17 protein-coding genes and 2 pseudogenes are annotated in these 17,653 nt (G+C 44.8%); 7 read left to right on the top strand and 12 right to left on the bottom strand.

What is annotated here, in order from left to right:
* The first annotated feature begins 298 nt into the window (after nt 1-298).
* Nucleotides 299-1,039 carry a class I SAM-dependent methyltransferase gene (locus tag BP95_RS0117980; protein WP_028532892.1) on the top strand — a complete coding sequence of 247 codons (741 nt, stop codon included), beginning with the start codon at nt 299-301 and terminating at the stop codon, nt 1,037-1,039.
* 355 nt (nt 1,040-1,394) lie between these two features.
* A complete protein-coding gene (locus BP95_RS30805; protein WP_021253311.1) occupies nt 1,395-2,792 on the top strand; it encodes an amino acid permease in 1,398 nt (465 codons plus the stop codon).
* Here the strand turns inward: BP95_RS30805 and BP95_RS0117990 are convergent.
* Nucleotides 2,734-3,363, bottom strand: coding sequence for a LysE family transporter (locus tag BP95_RS0117990; RefSeq protein ID WP_021253310.1), 630 nt, complete (start codon nt 3,361-3,363; stop codon nt 2,734-2,736). The two genes, BP95_RS30805 and BP95_RS0117990, sit on opposite strands and share 59 nt — an antisense overlap.
* Before the next feature lie 264 nt (nt 3,364-3,627).
* Here BP95_RS0117990 and BP95_RS0117995 point away from each other — a divergent pair, with 264 nt between their 5' ends.
* Genes BP95_RS0117995 through BP95_RS0118005 form a run of 3 tightly spaced genes read left to right on the top strand, consistent with a single transcriptional unit; the run spans nt 3,628 to nt 4,690 of the window.
* Entirely contained in the window at nt 3,628-3,828 is a 201-nt protein-coding gene (locus BP95_RS0117995; RefSeq protein ID WP_021253309.1) for a hypothetical protein, read from the top strand.
* 29 nt (nt 3,829-3,857) lie between these two features.
* The gene (locus tag BP95_RS0118000) at nt 3,858-4,163 is read left to right on the top strand and encodes a spore coat protein (RefSeq protein ID WP_021253308.1); all 306 of its coding nucleotides are present in this window, start codon (nt 3,858-3,860) and stop codon (nt 4,161-4,163) included.
* Between the two features lie 14 nt (nt 4,164-4,177).
* Entirely contained in the window at nt 4,178-4,690 is a 513-nt protein-coding gene (locus tag BP95_RS0118005; RefSeq protein ID WP_021253307.1) for a DUF3231 family protein, read from the top strand.
* Nucleotides 4,691-4,861: 171 nt separating this feature from the next.
* Here the strand turns inward: BP95_RS0118005 and BP95_RS0118010 are convergent, their stop codons facing one another.
* Complete coding sequence (locus tag BP95_RS0118010) at nt 4,862-5,095, bottom strand: glycine zipper domain-containing protein (protein ID WP_021253306.1); 234 nt, start codon at nt 5,093-5,095, stop codon at nt 4,862-4,864.
* Between the two features lie 619 nt (nt 5,096-5,714).
* Here BP95_RS0118010 and BP95_RS0118015 point away from each other — a divergent pair.
* Nucleotides 5,715-7,046: an FAD-binding oxidoreductase gene (locus BP95_RS0118015; RefSeq protein ID WP_231515138.1), complete on the top strand. Its 1,332-nt coding sequence runs from the start codon at nt 5,715-5,717 to the stop codon at nt 7,044-7,046.
* Nucleotides 7,047-7,376: 330 nt separating this feature from the next.
* Here the strand turns inward: BP95_RS0118015 and BP95_RS32645 are convergent.
* Nucleotides 7,377-7,562, bottom strand: a pseudogene (locus BP95_RS32645) (two-component sensor histidine kinase); the annotation flags it as partial.
* A gap of 103 nt (nt 7,563-7,665) precedes the next feature.
* On the opposite strand from BP95_RS32645, the pseudogene BP95_RS0118025 reads away from it, so the two are divergent.
* A pseudogene (locus BP95_RS0118025) lies at nt 7,666-7,941 on the top strand (helix-turn-helix domain-containing protein); the annotation flags it as partial.
* A gap of 170 nt (nt 7,942-8,111) precedes the next feature.
* On the opposite strand, the gene BP95_RS0118030 reads toward BP95_RS0118025, so the two are convergent.
* From BP95_RS0118030 to BP95_RS0118070, 9 genes are all read right to left on the bottom strand, one after another.
* Complete coding sequence (locus BP95_RS0118030) at nt 8,112-8,735, bottom strand: LysE/ArgO family amino acid transporter (RefSeq protein ID WP_028532895.1); 624 nt, start codon at nt 8,733-8,735, stop codon at nt 8,112-8,114.
* A gap of 30 nt (nt 8,736-8,765) precedes the next feature.
* Nucleotides 8,766-9,773, bottom strand: coding sequence for a fatty acid desaturase family protein (locus BP95_RS0118035; protein WP_036667261.1), 1,008 nt, complete (start codon nt 9,771-9,773; stop codon nt 8,766-8,768).
* Between the two features lie 281 nt (nt 9,774-10,054).
* The gene (locus BP95_RS0118040; RefSeq protein WP_028532897.1) at nt 10,055-10,759 is read right to left on the bottom strand and encodes a stalk domain-containing protein; all 705 of its coding nucleotides are present in this window, start codon (nt 10,757-10,759) and stop codon (nt 10,055-10,057) included.
* A 29-nt stretch (nt 10,760-10,788) separates the two neighbouring features.
* On the bottom strand, nt 10,789-11,952 hold the full coding sequence (locus BP95_RS0118045) for a TolB family protein (protein WP_028532898.1): 1,164 nt from the start codon (nt 11,950-11,952) through the stop codon (nt 10,789-10,791).
* A gap of 211 nt (nt 11,953-12,163) precedes the next feature.
* A complete protein-coding gene (locus BP95_RS0118050; RefSeq protein WP_028532899.1) occupies nt 12,164-13,702 on the bottom strand; it encodes a sensor histidine kinase in 1,539 nt (512 codons plus the stop codon).
* The gene (locus tag BP95_RS0118055; protein WP_028532900.1) at nt 13,703-14,392 is read right to left on the bottom strand and encodes a response regulator transcription factor; all 690 of its coding nucleotides are present in this window, start codon (nt 14,390-14,392) and stop codon (nt 13,703-13,705) included.
* A gap of 133 nt (nt 14,393-14,525) precedes the next feature.
* Complete coding sequence (locus BP95_RS0118060) at nt 14,526-15,020, bottom strand: DUF4358 domain-containing protein (RefSeq protein ID WP_036667265.1); 495 nt, start codon at nt 15,018-15,020, stop codon at nt 14,526-14,528.
* A 21-nt stretch (nt 15,021-15,041) separates the two neighbouring features.
* Complete coding sequence (locus tag BP95_RS0118065) at nt 15,042-16,190, bottom strand: DHHW family protein (protein ID WP_028532902.1); 1,149 nt, start codon at nt 16,188-16,190, stop codon at nt 15,042-15,044.
* A 39-nt stretch (nt 16,191-16,229) separates the two neighbouring features.
* A complete protein-coding gene (locus tag BP95_RS0118070) occupies nt 16,230-17,636 on the bottom strand; it encodes an MBOAT family O-acyltransferase (protein ID WP_028532903.1) in 1,407 nt (468 codons plus the stop codon).
* Between the last annotated feature and the right edge of the window lie 17 nt (nt 17,637-17,653).

Genomic DNA, 17,653 nt, shown 5'->3' on the forward strand with positions numbered 1-17,653 from the left:
GACAGAGCTTTTTTACATCTGTAATTGACTCTGGGAAATACAAAAAAAGAGCCGCAACCGCGACTCAAACAAGTCAACTGAAAAACTGCCGTCAAATATGGTTCCATATCCGTAAATCAACCGGTTCGAGGATATACCCATCAGGCAGAGATAGCTCGACCGGGACCATAGCCTGCGTTTCAGTGTGTATCTGTGTCTCATCCGGATTGTCCTCTGAGAAAAGTAATGACCAGCCTACAACCTCATTATAATTAATATATTTTTGTATTTCATTAAAGCGTTTAAAAAGGGCTTTGACATGGACAAGAATTCTGTGTATCAAACAAACAGCTTCTATTGGAATACAAAAGGAAGCGACTTCTTAGGAGCAATCGTGCTTCCTTTTTACGGAGCATTTGTCTCCGAAGAAAAATGCCAGCTTTTTGGCGATGTCTCAGGGAAAAAGATGCTGGAGATAGGCTGTGGAAACGGTCAATCCTTGCAATATCACGGGGAACGCAAAGCATCTGAACTATGGGCTGTGGATATATCAGAACAACAACTCGAAAAGGCAAAGCATCACTTGACGGCATGCGACTTGTCAGCAAAATTGATCTGCTCTCCCATGGAAGAAGAATGTGGCATACCAACGGATTATTTTGACTTTGTTTATTCGATTTATGCCATAGGCTGGACCACCGACCTTGAGGGTACTTTTGGCCGAATCGCTTCTTACCTTAAAAAAGACGGCGTATTTATTTTCAGTTGGTCTCACCCCATACACAAATGTGTTGTTGCAGAAAACGATATGCTTGCTTTTAATAAATGTTATTTTGATGAATCTTGGTATTCGGTATCTCTTGATGAAGGTGCGCTAACATTATCGGATCGTAAACTTTCAACCTATGTGAATGCGTTGGCAAAAGCGGGATTTGTCATTGAGCAAATGATTGAGGAATCTGATGATGAAATTTTGCAATCGCAGGACGATAACAACGATTTTGCAAAAAAAGCGAAGATGCTCCCTGTAACTTTTGTAATCAAAGCAAGAAAACGATAAACAGAACTCTCCAGCGGTAAAGAATCTTACATATTAATTCATTTGTATACGGGTGGTGTCAGCTAGCTGGTACTACCCCTATTACATATGAAAGACTGTTACATATGCCTAATTAACGACATCAGAACGCGTCTTTCTTCAATTAACCCGCATGAACCGATACGAGCCTCTGAAAGCAAGAATACCGGTTAGATCGCTCTAAACGCTATTTCAGCTTCACTCCTATCATATAACGGCCACCATATCCTCTTTTATTTGGTTACAATCCCATTAGCCGCTACAAGTTTGCATAATGCTTAAGTCTCCAGAAAATAATAACATGATTAAACAATGAGCTATTCCGGAGGCACTGCGTATGTCAGAAAACAGTAAGAATACTAAGAAACTGCAATGGTGGCAGCTCTCTTTGCTTGGTGTAGCTTGTACAGTCGGAACGGGGTTCTTCTTAGGTTCACATATCGCGATCCAAGTCGGGGGCCCATCAGCTGTCATTGCATACGCATTGGCTGCATTTGGGGCCTACCTTGTCTATGATTATCTATCTCAAATGACGGCAAAAGATCCGATGGAGGGCTCCTTTCGCTCCTACGCAAAGAAAGCATTCGGTCAGTGGGCAGGCTTCAGCAGCGGGTGGGTATATTGGTCGGCGGAATTGCTGATTATGGGGAGCCAGCTAACGGCCCTATCCCTGTTTTCCCGATTCTGGTTCCCGCAGATCCCGATGTGGTGCTTTGCAGCAGGCTTCGGAATTCTTGGATTGTTAATCATCACTTGGGGTACGCAAGGCTTCGAACGAATGGAAAGTATTTTCGCCGTGATGAAAATAGCTGCGATCCTCGTCTTCTTCATCATTGCTGCTTTGGCGTTATTCGGCGTATTAAAAACGAATTCCCATGGCCCGGATTTCCCAAAAAATTGGCTGCCTACAGGGATAACGGGGTTTTGGGCGGCCTTAATATTCGCATTCTATGGTTATGGAGGTCTGGAAGCGTTAGGACTAATGACGACGCGGTTAAAAGATCCCAAAGACGCCCCGAAGGCAGGCAAGAGTATGCTGCTTCTTCTAATGTTGACGTATGTCGTATCAATTGGTCTGGTGCTTATGTTGGAGCCATGGCAATCCTATGCGGCGAAAGAAAGTCCATTCGTAGTCGCATTAGTGGATTACAAGCTGACGTTTGTCCCGCATTTTTTCAACGCGGTGCTCATTATTGCAGGATTCTCAACGATGACGGCTTCCCTATTTGCCGTTACATCAATGATAGTAACACTGGCCTCCGATGGTGATGCCCCCGCCTTTTTCGCAAAAACAAGAAAGAAGGAAGAACGGAAACCATGGGCAGCCATTGGATTAACGGCTACCGGGCTTGCCGGATCGGTTCTATTCGCCTTATTGATGCCAGAGAGCATATATGAGTATATTACGACCGCCGCGGGCATGATGCTGCTCTATAATTGGCTCTTTATATTGCTGACGTCAGGCAGGCTGCTTCGATTGAATGGATGGGGAAAGGCAAAGCGTTACATTGGCATGGCATTAGTTGTATTAGCCTTGAGCGGCACCCTATTCCATAAAATCAGCAGGCCGGGATTTTTCATCAGTCTCGGGTTCGTTGCGGTCATAGGGTGCGTCACTCTAATCATGAGGCATTTTTGGAACAAGCAGGAACATGATTCCTTTGAAGAAAGTCGATTTACACCCGAAACAAAACGCGATAGGCTTCGAAACCGAAATAAAGGCCGAATCCGATAAGAGATAAACCGGAGATAATCGATATCGCTGCCAACAGGCGAGCAGTTAAAAATTTTCTGAACATGCTGGCTACGAGTGCCATTAGAACATCCCACAACAAAATGCCAGCCATTATCGCCGAGCTATATAATAGAACTTCTTTAGCATTGTACTTGGCAATCATGTCAGCCAGAACGGAGCCGTATATTCCGACCCAGAACAAAATCGAGAGCGGATTGGAGATCGACATTATGAAGCCGGCGCTGAACGATTTGGCTAGTGATTCTTTGCTGCTTCTCATTTCGTTTCCGGTTTTCCCTGCGTTAATCAGGCTCTCGATACCAATGTAAGTTAGGATAAAGAACCCGAACAGCAGCAGAAACGTCTTCATAAACGGAATGTTCAGGAAATGAATCACTCCAAAATAAACGAGCAGCATAAATACTCCGTCGGCAACCATTGCACCAAGGCCGACGAGCCAAGCATGCAAAAATCCCCCCCTTATCCCTCGATCCATCTGAGCGGCATTGATCGGGCCAATGGGAGCGGCCAATGATAAACCTAACAGAAAATGGTTAATCAATATATTCACTTTCGTACCTCCTCATATACACTGCTTATAGATAATATGAGGGGAATGTGGCTTGTACGACTACTTTAGATCAAACAGAAAGCTGCAATCTTGATGGTGGCAGCTTACGTTCAAAAAATGTTTATCTTTCAGATAACTCAGCAAATTTACCCATAGCGTATTCAAAACATTCGAGTAAGGTGAATAAATCTACTCTCTTGGAGCACATTACTTAAAAGATTCAATCTGTACCTAAATTTGCATGACTGGATAGGAGGATTTGCTGTGAATAATCAACTTGCAACGCATGAGGTATTGGAGATCCATGAACTGATGAATAGCAAAAACACCTGCATGAACAAAACGGCATCTATGTACAATTTGGTTTCTTGCGAACAGTTAAAAGCATTGATGGAAACCGACATTCAAAACTCAGCTCAAGCGATAGCCGACTATAAAAACATTCTGACTCGCATCCAACAATAAAGTGACTATCACAGAAAGGTGAACGAATTATGAATCACTTAGCTAAAAATTTTACCGGAATGAACGGAATGTCCGATCAAATCATTGCCTCTGACATGCTTATCACCGCAAAATCCGGAGTTAAAGATTTGGCGGTTGCCATTACAGAAGCCGCAACGCCGGAAATCAGAAATGTACTAAAAAAACATTTGGACACGGCCATTCAAACCCATGAAGCAATCACTTCCTACATGGTGGGAAAAGGTTTTTACCATCCTTACAACGTGCACGAGCAGTTGCAGGTAGACATAAATGCTGCAAATACATCCTTACATTTATTTAACGCTGAAAGGTAAAAGGAGCATAGAATATGGGAATTCTAACCGGTAATCCGAAAGATGAGCCATTACATTATGGAGAGATATTCGATGTATGGGCATTCTCAACCAAAGCTAAAGGGTGCGTCTCTGTATATCGAGCTTACCTCAACCATGCTGGGGACAAGGATCTAAAAAGGTTATTAGAGGACTTAGTTAACCAGGCTGAGCTTGAAGCAAAGGAATGCGATCAAATATTAATCGAGAATGGAATAGCACCTAGTCCGTACCCGCCTGAGAGACCGGAAGCCAAACTTGAGGAAATACCTGTTGGGGCTCGACTTGCGGATCAAGAAATTGCACCGTTGGTTTCTGCTGATACGGCAGCCAGCATGGTTGCCTGCAGCCAAGTAATGGGGAAATCCATTCGGGAAGACATTGGAGCACTGTTTGGAAAATACCACATGACTAAAGCAGCTCTTGGATTGAAAGCTCTTGAAATGAGTAAGGAAAAAGGGTGGCTAATTCCGCCTCCTCTGCTAATAAAGAGACCGGAAACAGATTAGAAGAATAAACGACAAGTTAGAGCAAAATACGTAACACTCCATCTGTTGTTTAGATTAATCATCGCGTAGCGGTGTGGATATTAACGGTATCAAGAGCAGAATATTGACAATTGAGCAAAATAGAGGGTGCAGAGTTTCCTCGGCACCCTGATTTCTCACTAAAATATGGAGCTAGTCCTGTTTATCCTGTTCAGATCCGGTATTATTATCAACTTGATCGCCTGCCTTATTGCCTAACGATGCGCCTACGATACCACCTACAACAGTTCCTACAGGGCCCAAAGCAGAACCAACTACAGCACCTACAGCACCACCACTTACTGTTCCTACAGTCTCTCCAGTTCCCAGACCAGCCGTGTTGTGTTTAGAATCATCGTTTCGGTTACGTTCGTTGTGTTTAGCCATTTTTGTCACTCCTCATTTTGTGATAGGAAACGCTGCTGTTGCCTGCGTATCATTCCAAAACATATCTTTCCCTACCCTAACTAAATTGATTCACCAAGCTGGAGACGCACAACCAATAAGGAAAAATTTAATGAATGCATGGCTTCTACTATATTTGTATTTCAAACTCCCACAGAGCTCCTAAATGCCCCATGTTTTGGAGAGCATCTACCCAGGTGTGCTAATGCTGTTCATGATGATGCAGTTGATTAGGCATGATGTATAACATGGTGTGATCTCCTTCGAAAACTCCTGATAATGGGTATTGAGCATCGCTTCAATGATATAGTGGGAAATAAACAGCATGCCTCAGGCAATCATCCATACACCTTTATCATACCGATCATTTACTAATGATGACTTTCAAATCGACTGTTTTCTAGAGGGGAAATAACAAAGCGATGGGATGTGTGATGAATGGGTGGAAAGAAGCTCCGTAGAGTAAAAAACACCAACAAAAGGCTTCCCAAGAAAGGGGCTTGTACTGAAACACCTTAAGATTAGGAGAAAAGCGAAAAATACTGGGACTAGTACCTGTAGAGGAAAAACCGTTCATGTACTGAGGCGTGGTAGTCCGCCTGTGCTAACTGGAGATATTGTTCGACCAAGTAATCCAGAATATCAAAGCGCGCGGCAGGAGTTTAACCGCTACTTCAACAAATTCCCTCGGGTCATTGTTTTCGCTCGGGAAACTAAAGATGTCGTAAACGCTGTTCGCTGGGCTCGTTATTATAACGTCCCCCTTCGCATGCGTTCCGGACGTCACAGTTACGAGGGATTATCAGTCGTTACTGGAGGAATTGTAATTGACGTGACCAACTTGCATGAGGTAGATGTGAACCGGAAGAACAACACTGCCACTGTAGGGACTGGGATTCGCGGCGGTATGTTGAACCAAGCGCTCTGGGAGGAGAGACTTGTCGTTCCGGTCGGACTCTGCCGAACAACAGGCATCGGAGGGGTTACCTTAGGAGGCGGTCACAGTATTCTTTCTCGACAATATGGTCTCACACAGGACCACTTACTCGATGCTGAAATAGTCACTGCCGACGGACGTGTTCTCCATGCTAACGCCAACAATCATGCTGACCTATTTTGGGCGTTGCGTGGCGGTGGAGGCGGAAACTTCGGCATCTGTACCAAGTACCGATTCCGTACTCACCGCATTGAAAATGTCGCCTATGCTGAAATCACCTGGGACTTACGTGATATGGAACCAGTAATTCGAACATGGCAACAGCTTACTGCTCCCGGCTCAGACCCAAGATTGGGTCCCCTTCTCGCTATTAATAACGGACAACAAGGGCCCCCAGAGAAACCTATATTTTTTCAAGGCGTATTTCTCGGTACAACCACAGAGCTGCAACAATTACTCCAGCCATTACTGCTGACCGGCTCTCCAAGGAACGTATCCATTGAAGAGATAACATGGATCGATTCCGTAAACCGAATAGCGGATGCCCAGGTTTCGCAGCCTTATCCTTTTAAGGGCGTAGCTCCCTATGTTGAACACCTGCCTGACAAAGGCATATTCACCATTAGGCGCTTTATCGAAAATCCACCCACCTCCTCGGCAGGCGCCTTTTTTCATGGCTTGAACGCGGCGGTCGCCAACGTGCCAAGGCGGGCTATAGCTTACTTTTGGCGTAAGGCTTGGTCAGATGTGACAATCCAGGCTACTTTGGGTACATCAGTAGAGAACAAGCGGGGAATCCGTTGGGTGGAAGACTTTCGCCGAGCGATGCTTCCATTTACTCATGGAGTTTACGTCAATACACCAGACCTCTTCATTAAGAAATGGCCCCGGGCTTACTACGGCGCTAACTTTGCACGACTAACACGGGTTAAAAGGAAGTATGATCCGAAAAATTTCTTTCATTTCCCGCAAAGCATTCCGCCCACCCGCTGCTAAACTGCACTACCCTATCTTAATCTAAGCATTACGAAAATACTTTTTTTCTATTGGAGCGATAACGCGGCGATGGTTCTAATACATCTCGTCTTATCGGTACTTTGACTCTGTGCGCATTAACTAATAACAAAAAAGGATAGAACCCCACTGAGATCATCAGGGCTCTATCCTTTTTCGATTGATTATTTCCCGCCGGCGTTCGTTAAAACGTCAACCATTGCTTGGTACCCATGTTTTTTTTGCATGTTGCAATGGTGTCACTCCACTACTATTAGCCAGATTCACGCCGGCTCCCTGGTTCTCAACTCGCATGGATCCTATGTCATCGCCGAGGAAGATCGACTCTTCTTGTTCTGTCAGCGGATTAAGCTGGTAATGGACTTTATAGAAATCCCGAATGCTATGAATGTCGCCTGTCGCCGCAGTCGTGAACAGACCAGCAATCAAGAAAAAGACGGAAAGGCTAATGATAAGCATCGCTGTATAAGACAGCAGTAGTTTGACTCTAATTGACATAACTCACCTCAGCCCTTTTTGACAATGAATGCCCTATTCATCATTATTATAGTAAGAATCGAGTACGAACGTCATCGTACATGCAAACTAGAAAGAATCGATCTTAGACTCCAATATTAAGGAGATGGAATTAGAAGCTTTCTTTACTCAAAGTCTTGGTAAGGTTTATGAACATGACCAGCTGCACGGAACGAGCTATATCGTAACGTTAGAGCATAACCATCTTAATATAAGTGAAACAGCTAAAACATTGTTCATCCACAGAAACACGCTGATCTATCGCATTGAAAAAATCAATGAAATTCTAAACACTGACTTGAAAATCGCAGAGGAATTACTGAAAATCCAGTTAGCTCTAAAAATAGCTAGGCTTTTATAAAGATGGATAAATGATTGATATTGCACAATATACAAGCGGTAAGGCCATGATGATATTAAACGGCTTCCTGTTTATAATGACATAAAGAAAAAAACCGCATTTTAGCGGTTTTTTTAACGTCACTATGTTCTTGTCATCCGACAAACTAGTACATGTGACTCTCTCAAGTCTCAAGCCATCAATTGTTCAATCAGTTGCTTTAATATATATATCGCGACAGCCCAAATAATAATGGCCGAAATCTTATTGATATTACGGATTAACCTACCATTGCTATCTAATTTTCCTACGGCCTTCCCTGCAATCGCGAGCGCAAAAAACCAGCACCAAGATACAACGACGCAGGCAACAGTGAATACAAATTTTTCATTCCCCGTATAACTTAGTGAACTTGTGCCAATGACGCCTATCGTATCTAAGATTGCATGAGGATTTAGCAACGAGACAGAAAGTGCAAACAATATCTGCTTCTTGGCATTTAATACATTCCCGTCCTGCTCCGTGTTAGGAGGCTCACTCTTCCAGACGGACCATCCCATATAGACTAGAAATACCAGCCCAGCACCAAAGAGAATAAGCTGCAGCCATGCAAGCTGTAACACAACGAGTGAGACACCCAGCACAGCCAGCAAGATTAGCAAGGTGTCACATAATGCGGCAGTTAGAATTACGGGTAACGCTCGTGAAAATCTCTTCTGCAATGCTCCTTGATTAAATACGAATACGTTTTGCGCCCCAAGTGGAATAATGAGACCAAAAGCTAATGCGACGCCATGAAAAAATGCAACAGTCAAGATCCTTCCTCCTATTGTCCTGCTGAAATGCTATTCTATTCTTTTATTGCGGCTATTGCGGCCAAAGTGCCTTCCACAGATGTCTTCGATGGCGCTAAAGAAGCCGGGAACAAATGATTTAAAAAATCCAGTACAGTGATGCGCCTTCCTATATTCCTCGTCCTCCATTAGCATTATATGGGCTTTCTTCAAGTTGTAATGAGGTACAGCCGGAAATAGGTGATGAACTAGGTGGAAATTGTCGTGGTGGGGGTGAATTAAAAAACGTTCAATTGGATTGCCGAACGTGTTGCGGCTTGCGTACAGTTCATTGTCTGTCTTCAGACCGGAATGTTCTGCCATCTCAGCCCAATATCGAAAAATTTGAAAGGTCGTTAGCAATGGCACAAACCAGAATAATAAAAGTTCTTTCCAAAAACCGAAAGAAATACTGCTTGCTATTATTGTAAGCCAATAAATTGATTTGGCAAGCTTTTCTGACCGTGGTTCTTCCTTGGAAAGGATGTTTACGCGAATCGTACCGTAAATATACTTGGGAACATGTGTTAGGGTTAAGGGCTTGAGGATGTGACGAATCAGAAACTGTTTGATACTGTCCTGTGGCTTATCCAGCCCGATCAACGCGTAGCGTTTCGTATCTGGGTCATATTCTGGATCCCACAGGTGCTTGTGATGCATGTAATGTGATTTGCAATAAGTCGTGTAGGAAGTGAATACAGGAAATGCTACAAAAAAGCAAGCCATCCACTTATTCAGGTTGCGGTTCTCGAATAACAGAATATGACTAGCCTCGTGCATTAAGTTGTCGAAGGCTCTCATCCTACTGCCAATTAAGCAGAGACTAATCAAATACATCCACCAGCTTGGATAAGCTTTAGCGAGATAGATACCTCCTGCAATAATCAGCCAGTCGTAGCTAATTGCGAAAAAATTATACCAATTGTTCCTTTTCTGCAGCTTTTGTACTTTCTTTCGTATCTCAGTTGAGAATATCGCCTTCTTCACGATATGTTTCTCGCTGCGTACATCTTCCTCCATCATTATGCCTCCTTCTTAGGTTTCTCTACATCAACAAGGATTCTGTCTTATTAAAGAAGTAATGATACTAGGTGACATATCTTGATGGGCAACGGGTTGAATTCGCCGATTATCTCCGATACAAGCCTCCACCGCCTTCCATAAAGGGGCTTGTAATGGTAATTTTTATATATTTAACATCTATATATTACCTTATCTGATACTTTGTGTAAACAGTTCTTTAAAGGTTTAACGGTGTCAAAACAAATCCCCCTGATGTCAACTTCATCAGGGGGATCTTATTAATTATTAGTCAGTTTAGCTACACTAACAGCTACCTTTTCGATTTGGCTGCTGCTCAGTGAACCGTCAGGGGAGCTGAGCGTCACCGTCCGGTCGTCCAGTTTGAAACTCAGCAGTGGCGTATCTGAAGGTGTATACCACTTAGCGTTGACGCCATTGGACAGCTTTACCTCCTTGAATTTATAGTCGGAGGAATAATCCCGTGGCGACACATTAACGATCATATGTTTAAAGATCAGGTTGACTCCATCCTCTGTCGCTCCCACTTTAACATAGCTGTCGTTTTTGGCCATTTGCTTAGGAGCATAGGCCGTCTCAAAAGATTCAAAATCGGCGTAAGCCTCTTTGATCGCCTTTATCTGTGCTTTATTGTAATTGACCGTTGTCCATTCCCCTGCTGGCTGGCTATCGCCTGTCTGCTTCGTTTCCAGCCGAATCTGCTGGCTGGCTGCATCATACCCGACATTGATTCCAGTCATGTCGGAAATGACCCGCACAGGCAAATACGTCGTATTTTGATAGGTGATCGGCACCAGCCGATTGCCATTACTGTCTGTTAAGGACTGATCGGATCCGTTTACTTTAAAGATAATGCCGTGATTGAGATAAGCGTTGATATTCTCCAGCTTGCTTCCGGCATATACACCGGCGGCTCCCGATAGAGTCATTCCCAATACGATAGTGGACAGAAGTACTTTTTTCACAACGAATCTCTCCTTTTTATTGAACAAATTCATTTTTTGAAATCGACAATATGGGTTACGGCAAGCTTCTCTTTGTCATCCACGGTGATACCCAGCCTGGAGCCGGAAGGGTTCCAGCTTAGCGGGTATGCCGGATAATACGGTAACCCTAGCGGCGAAACCTTACCGGAGACTGTATCAAAAATATAAATCCCATTCATGCCGCCCTTATCCTCGGTATAAACAGCGAAGGCCAGCTTGGAGGAATCGGGAGACCAGGTTTGGTGGGACAATAGATCACCTTTGCCAATGAGCAAGCCTTGCAAATGACCACCCGTATCGTATATGAGCAGGCGCGATTCTCCCTGCCCGCCGCTGCCCGCCGTGGAGACGGCAATCCGCTGACTGTCAGGAGACAGGCTTAAGGTGGAGACATCAGCTGCAAGTAGGTTTGGCTTAGAACGTGTGGGGGTGAAGCTTTTCAGGCGGCTTTTAGCATCTGTGTAATATATCATTCCGTTACCCACAGCAAATTCGGTGAAGCACTCTATTTCGGAATCCTTCAGCTCGATCTTTTCCCGGGTACCGTCTACGGATATGTTCCATATCTCGCCTCGCCCCTCCTTCGAACCGGCTGCTAGAATATAGGAGGCAGAATTGAGCCAACCGCCTACTTCCATATAATTGTCGACCGCGACTTCACGCTGCTCCCCTGTAGCCATATTTTTGATCGCATTTACAGCCTCATATTTATTCTTCCAAGTCTGAATGAAGCTGTATTTCCCATCAGGGGATAGGAATGCTTTGATGAACTCTTCCTTTCCCGCTCCTGTCTGTTCCTTGATGCTCAGCCGCTTTCCAGTCTCCAGATCAAAACGGAATCGGCGGTAGCTATATTGCGCTTCATTCGCAGCGGTGGCCTGCTTCTCCAACGTGGTTACTTGGATATCCAGTTCATGGTCTGACAGCCATTTCTCTATATTTGCGCCATCAATCCGGTGTATATGCTGAACGGCAATTCCCTGCTCAGCAGGCGGTTTGCTCTCCTTGACCACTGTCAGTTCACGTTTTTCTCCTCCATCTCCAGTGCTGATTTGGCCTGTTGTAACCAGCGTACTGCTCTTCTGCTCTGCATCACAGCCGAATAAGATGCCAGCTGACAGCAAAGTCGCGGCAAGCAGTCCGGCGATGTATATTCCTTCGTTGATCTTCATCGGGGTCCTCCTGCTTCAAAATGTTATTCGGACCCAGGTCGCTTGATCCAGTTGTTGTCACCTTCCGAACCAACCGGCTGCAAGCTCCCCCATGCCCTTAGAATAGTGAGGCAATATTGCGCAAATATATCTGGCTTGTAACGAACTTGTAAACAATTCAGAAAGCTGGAATCAGATGAACGCTTAACCATTGTGAAGAGCCCGGATGATTTCATTCATTCCGGGCTTCGCCTTTGTCATTGGTGTATAGATTGACCTTTTCATTCGAAGCATGTAGTGGAAGCTCGACCCTGAACAGCGAACCGTCCGCTCCCGTCTTGGCAAGCTGTACAGTTCCTCCTTGCTTTTCGGCCAGATTGCGAACCAACGCTAACCCAAGTCCTGTCCCGCCGCTGGTTCTGGATCGGTCTCTGCTGACCGTATAAAACGGATCGAAAATGCAGGATACAGCTTCCTCCGGGATACCGATTCCTGTATCGGCAACCTCGATAATCATCCGGTGTGCTTCGTCTGCTGGCGCTATAGTGTAGTTAAGCAGGTGAATATGTCCGCCTGGCCGGTTATATTTCACCGCATTGTCCAGTAAATTTAGCATGATGTGCATCACGTTCTCTGGATCAGCCCACACCTCACCTGCAGCAAGCGAAGTAAGGATCGTAACCCTGCAGCTATCCGCCTTTCCTTGCAGCTGGGCCACTGCTTCCTCCAGCAATGGCTGCAGCGGAACCGCCTTCGCATGTGTCTCAAACTCGTAAACATCCATCGCTGACAGCTGTATTGCCTTCTCCACAAGACTGTATAACCTCTGTGCCTCCTTATGGATGCGCCTTCCGGCATCATCCAACAGGGCAGGATCATCGCTGTACATATTCAACAAATCGGCGTAGGCGATTATCGAGGTTAACGGCGTCTTCAGCTCATGGCTGATATTGCCGATGAACTGCTTTTGCTGCCGCTCCAGTTCTCGTAGTCGCCCCACGGTCTCTACCAGCTTCTGCTTTTCTTCATGCAAAGCACCGACTGACGTCGAGATGCTTCTGCTCATTTCATAGATTCCATGTGCCAGCTCACCCAGCTCATCCTTTCTGACTACCGAAGGGGCCGATAGATAATTGCCTTGCCCAATTTGCGCTGCCGCCCTGTTCATCTTGTCAATGACATTAACCTGCCGCCGGACATACAAGTAACCGATGAGAAAACCGACACCTAGCACGATGCCTCCGGCAAATAGAAACAACCGGCGAATCTGGGCGTAAAACGTATTTTGCTCGGTGAGCAAAGCATGAAACTGCACCGTGCCAAGGCGCTGATCGGCATTGTACAGAGGAGCAAGAAACAACAGCTGATCCCCTTCAGTAATGTACGCCGACTGCCCCTGTGCTGTAAATTGCAGCGCATCCTGCACATCTGCCTGTGGCTGAAATGGCACTGAGGTGCCGGCAATGGAGCCATCCACTGTATACATCGTCACCGCCATACCGCTTTGTGCGCCCAAATCCACGGCCAGCCGTTGACCCATCTGCTTCATAAACTGATCCGGCGGCATCCTGCCATCAGTCAGATATTCCTCCCGCACGCGCAGATTGGCAGCTTCAACCTGCCGGGTAAAAGACTGCTCCAACATGGTTCGCTGGTTCTCCCGGATGCCGCTCAGCACCAGCACGCTCAGGCAGGTCACTACAAAAACGAGCAGCAAAGCAAGCAACAAAGACATTTTCCCCTTCAGACCCAGCCGAAATCTTCCGGTCATCTAGGGTGACCCCATGCTTTTATAGCCGATTCCGTACACGGTCTGAATAAGCCCGTTGTGACTGCCCAGCTTTTTGCGCAGACGCTGCACATGGATGTCTACGGTACGAGTACCGCCCGCAAAATCCATATCCCACACCTTCTCCAGCAGCATTTCCCGTGAATAGACCCGCCCCGGATTGCGCATCAGCAAGACCAGCAGTTCAAATTCCTTAGGCGTTAAATCCAGCAGTTCTCCTTCGATAGTTACCGTGCGGCTGAATATCTCTGCGGTCAAATCTCCTAGTCTCAGTAAATCCTCCTGCTGCTCCTGCTGCATTTGATGTACATAGCCTCCCCGGCGTGATAGAGCCTTGACTCTGGCCAGCAGCTCCCGCATATCAAAAGGCTTGGTCATGAAATCGTCAGCGCCCAGCTCCAGCCCCAGCACTTTATCGACAATATCATTCTTGACAGTAAGCAGCAGAATCGCAGGCCGCGGCTGTCCATCCAGCTTGCGGCATACGTCATAACCGCTTACACAAGGCATCATGACATCTAGCACCATTACGTCAGGTGAGAACGTCTCCACCTTTTCCATGGCCTCCTTACCGTCCGCAGCCGTCTCCACTTCATAACCTTCCCTGCTCAGCGCGTACACTAAGGCCGCCTGGATGCTGCTCTCGTCATCCACCACAAGTATTTTGATCATGGACATCTCCACTGATTTATTTAGGGTTACCTCAACAATCTATTTTTGACGTTATGAGTCCTTATGGAATATAATACCTATTTGATGGTAACATAAGTTTGCTGCTAAGTGTACAAGAAAACCATAACGTGTTTTACTCTAATGCCGAGTCAAATGCCTTTTCGATCTGCTCAGCATCAGCTGAGACCACAAACAGAACATAGTGAGACTTCACCTTGAGTACATGTTTTTCAAGCAGAGCATATTCATCAGGGCGATAATCTTTGAATTTAACGGCTTGAGCATCGATTCTTTTTGTAATACTTGCCTTGACACTGTCTATTTGCTTTTCGTCTTTCACTTTAATAACAACAATTTCATCCGCTCTAACGTTAGAGGAAGCAGTATATAGCAGGAAGTCTTCAACTTGTTCCGAACCAAGGTCGTACAGCTTCTTCAGCTTATGCGCGTCCCCTTTTTTCAGCTTATCCAACTTGACTGATTGTTTCATCTGATGCTCTATCTTGGCAGCAGACACGTTGATGTCTGACTGCTCCGAAGCACATCCCGATAACACGCTAATTGCAAAGATGAATATGAGCAATGCGAAGAATCGTTTATTTTTAGCAATATAATGATAAATGTTCATGGGTATGATTCCGCTCCTCCTTTACCCTTCTTCGTTCGTTAAATAATTGATCGATGGATCTTCAATGAATGTATTCATGTTATACAGAATCAACATGTCATGGATTTGATACTGCCTCGCAAGCGCTGCTACATCTCCTTCATAATAGCGAAGGTCAACCATATAAATTTCACTGAAATGCGATGTTAAAAAAGGCACGAAGCTGTTTGCATAGGAATCCTTGACCACTAGCAGCTTCTTCCCTTCCCAATGACTTGTTTTCAACTGAATAAGAGAATGATTGCCGTTAAAAAACACAGTGTACTTGTCCTTCTTCTTCACATTGTCCATCGCATACATCGAATTCGTGGACTGTTCCTCTTCGACATAATCGACGGTAACCTTCCCTTCATTCTTTGGTACATACAAATCTATACTGTCCGAGTGCAAATTCCGAAATCCGCTCTTTGAATATAAGGAGCCATAGAAATCGTTCGCTACCGTTCGTATGTCGAATTCCGCTTCCTTCATCGGCTTGTATCCCATCCAATTGCCTAGCTGTTGGTACGCATAGTAAGCACCCTTACTTGTCCAATGATGATCAGTTTTATAGTAGATCGATTCATTCTGATGCGAAGACAGTGCAGGGTATACATCGACATAGCGAATGCTTGGATTCAATGATGTTTTTACGGTATGTAGAGCATCCAGCTCTCGATTCTCAGATACGTATTTAGGGAGCTTGCTTTGAATCACACTAACAGCGGTCGGAGCAAGGATCACATACTTATTAAGTTCAGGTGTCTCTGTATGAAAGGCATTGATCGATTGGATTTTCTCTTCAAGCGCTCCTGTTTTCATTACAGAGAATTTCTGAATTAAATAGCCGTCTTTACCAAGGTACACACCGTTACTTTCTTTTTTACCTATCGCTTGATCCGCATTAGACTTTATACCAACCCATACATCTCTAGCTACGAATTGATCCGTTATAAACTTTTCAAAGTTGGAGGTGAACCTCCCCGAAATAAAGCTGTGAAACGAAAACGCAGGTAACTGCTCAAGCTTCCGATTTTCTGACTCTGAGAATTCCCGCTTCGGCAAGATCAGGTTGAGTATCAGAACAAGGCCGATTAATGAAAGAAACAATATAGCGATAACAGACTGAGACAACTTGTCATAACGATTCAAAAGAAATCACCTCCTCAGTAAATTGTGATGTACGACTTCTTAAAATCGAAAGTATAAGAAGGGATTATACGTGTCATTGACCAAATAGGCTGTAGAAAGAAACAGGAACAGAACATGCAGGATTGGCGATAAAATTGCGCTCCCAAATGGGTATCTTTGCTTTAGTGCTAAAAACATCTTCTTCGGCAATGGCGTCGCTGCCAGGATCGCAAGCAGCAATATAATGAGATTCGTCGACAAGTAATAATAAGTGTTGTTATCAACAAAATGGTGTATGCCTAAGCCAAACATAGCCTCTACATATGCTAGGGCTGCTGATAAACGATCAAGATCAAAGAATACCCATCCAACCATGACAATGAGAAGTGTATATAAATTCCCTATTCCACGAGGGAGATGCTGCAACCATTTGTGCAGGAACAGATTCTCCATCACAATAAAGCATCCGAAATAAAGGCCCCATATGATAAAATTCCAGCTTGCACCATGCCACAAACCGGTCAGAAACCACACAACAAACAAATTGCGAAGCTGCTTTACGATCCCTACCCTGTTCCCGCCTAAAGGAATATATACGTACTCTCGGAACCATGATCCTAGTGACATATGCCATCTACGCCAAAACTCTGACACGCTGGTTGCTATATACGGATAGTTGAAGTTCTTTGTGAGCTCAAAGCCGAACATTTTTCCAAGACCACGTGCCATATCCGAATACCCGCTGAAATCAAAGTAGATTTGCAACGTAAAGGCAAGGATACCGATCCAGGAAGTTGCTACTGTCACTTCAGACATAGCTGTAGCTTTGATGCTTGACCAGAGCATGCCGATATGATTTGCAAGCAGTACCTTTTTTGCAAGTCCTCGAATGAATAATTGCGTTCCTTCCCCAAATAACGATATTGTAATCTGGCGGTTTGCGAGTTGTTTCGATACATCACCATATGCAACGATAGGCCCTGCAACTAGCTGTGGGAACATCGTCACATAGGTACCGAAAGCGATGAGATTTTTCTGAACGGGAACTTTATCTCGATACACGTCGATTATGTAAGACATGGTCTGGAACGTGTAAAAGGAAATGCCGACAGGGAGCGGAAGTGTCGTCACTTCGAAATGCAAGCCGAACAAAGAATTGATGTTCTCTACCAGAAATCCGTAGTATTTAAAGAAACCGAGAATCCCAAGATTTCCGACAAGGGAACAGACCAATAACGCTCTAGCTGTGCTTTTTCGATACCGATATTTATCAATAAGCAGCCCATACACATAATCGATTACCGTTGAAAAGAGCATGAGAAAGATGTAAACAGGCTCTCCCCATGCATAGAACACTAAGCTTGCTACAATCAAAATTGCATTACGCAGCTGATTCGGTGTTATAAAATAAATCAGAAGTGTTATCGGCAAGAAGAAGTACAAAAAAATCAGACTGCTGAATACCAACGCTTGTCGACCTCCTT

It is taken from the genome of Paenibacillus sp. UNC217MF (assembly GCF_000686865.1).
Classification (GTDB): domain Bacteria; phylum Bacillota; class Bacilli; order Paenibacillales; family Paenibacillaceae; genus Paenibacillus_B; species Paenibacillus_B suaedae.